Source organism: Streptomyces sp. sk2.1 (assembly GCF_008120935.1).
Lineage (GTDB): Bacteria > Actinomycetota > Actinomycetes > Streptomycetales > Streptomycetaceae > Streptomyces.
The window spans coordinates 1-694 of record NZ_RDBO01000163.1 but is presented as its reverse complement, the minus strand read 5'-3'; the positions used below and the strand labels follow the sequence as shown (position 1 = coordinate 694).

1 protein-coding gene and 1 pseudogene are annotated in these 694 nt (G+C 76.9%); one reads left to right on the top strand and one right to left on the bottom strand.

Annotated features, from left to right (window positions below; genetic code table 11):
- Positions 1–280, top strand: a 280-nt coding sequence (locus EAO76_RS41845; protein ID WP_148841467.1) for a DUF2892 domain-containing protein, incomplete at its 5' end; no start/stop codon positions are given.
- Between the two features lie 205 nt (positions 281–485).
- Here the strand turns inward: EAO76_RS41845 and EAO76_RS41840 are convergent.
- Positions 486–694, bottom strand: a pseudogene (locus EAO76_RS41840) (alpha/beta hydrolase); the annotation flags it as partial.

Genomic DNA, 694 nt, shown 5'->3' with positions numbered 1-694 from the left:
CGAGGGCCGTGCGCTCGACCGCCCCGCCGGGGCCCGCGCGACCTGGCCGATGGAGCGCCAGGTGCGGCTCGCCGCCGGTTCGCTCGTGGTGGCCGGGCTGCTCGCCGGGGCGCGTTTCCCGGCCGCGCGGTGGATCTCCGCCGGCGTCGGCTCCGGCCTGGTGTTCTCCGCCGTGACCAACACCTGCGGCATGGCGGCGGTCCTGTCGCGGCTGCCGCACAACCGTGCGCCGCGCGCGGCCACCGATCTGGACGCGACACTGGCCGCCCTCCAGCGCTGAACCCCGGCGCACGGTGGGGACGACACGACACGCCCGAGGAGGTGGGGGCCGGTCACGCGGATCGCGTGACCGGCCCCCACCATTCCGCGTGACCGACCTCACCGTTCCGCGTCGGCCCCACCGTGCGCCGCGCCCGGAACAGACGCCGTCCGGGGTACTGCCCGTCGGCCGCCCGTGCACCGCCCCGGCCCGTTCCCGCCGTCGGTCAGGCTTCGCCCCGGACCATGGCGAGCAGCCGGTCCAGCACCCGCGGCCCGCCCGCGCGCAGCCCGTCGTGCTCGTACTCGTTGGTCACCCAGGTGCGCAGCCCGCGGATCGACGCCGCCGTGCGCAGCGAGTGCCCGGTGTCGACGTACATGTCGTCGTGGTAGACGGCGGCGACGACCGGCACCTGGTTGGCCGCCAGGCGCTCGG